Origin of the sequence: Rhizobium sophorae (assembly GCF_013087515.1) — a bacterium.
GTDB lineage: Bacteria > Pseudomonadota > Alphaproteobacteria > Rhizobiales > Rhizobiaceae > Rhizobium > Rhizobium sophorae.
In genome coordinates, this window is sequence record NZ_JABFCN010000039.1 from 1 (window position 1) to 661 (window position 661).

Consider the following 661-nt stretch of genomic DNA (forward strand, 5'->3'; position numbering starts at 1 on the left):
AAGAAGACGCCGGACACAGACTTCCTCTGCTACCGCTTCCCCGGCACCGACGGCAGCGTGGTCTACAACTCCGACATGTTCGGCATGTTCAACGTCCCCGATGACCGCAAGGCGGCCCAGGTGGCGCTGGCAACGGCAACGCTGTCGAAGAGCTTCCAGTCGGCCTTCAACGTCGTCAAAGGGTCGGTGCCGGCCCGCACCGACGTTCCCGACACCGACTTCGACGCTTGCGGCAAGAAGGGCATCGCCGACCTGAAGGCAGCGAATGAAGGCGGCACGCTGTTCGGCTCGCTGGCGCAAGGCTACGGCGCACCGCCGGCCATCGCCAATGCCTACAAGGATGTCGTCTCGAAGTTCGTCCACGGCCAGATCAAGACCTCCGACGAAGCCGTCAAGCAGCTCGTCCAGGCGATCGACGACGCCCGCTGAGACCACGTGTGATGACAAATGCTTCCCCGCCTGCTGGCGGGGAAGCTTCAGGCTCCGCGCCGATCATGCCCCGACAATTATGCGGGGATGATCATGCGGGGCCGATTGCCCGGACGATCATGCAGGCAGGAGATGACATTCCATGAGCACTGTTGCGACCACCGATCCGGTTCTGACGCCGAGGCAATCGACGGGGATCTCGTTGAGGGGCCGGCTGCAGGATGCGCTGCCG

1 pseudogene is annotated in these 661 nt (G+C 63.8%); it reads left to right on the forward strand.

The features are described from left to right. Positions 1-429, forward strand: a pseudogene (locus G9X64_RS22130) (sugar ABC transporter substrate-binding protein); the annotation flags it as partial. Between the last annotated feature and the right edge of the window lie 232 nt (positions 430-661).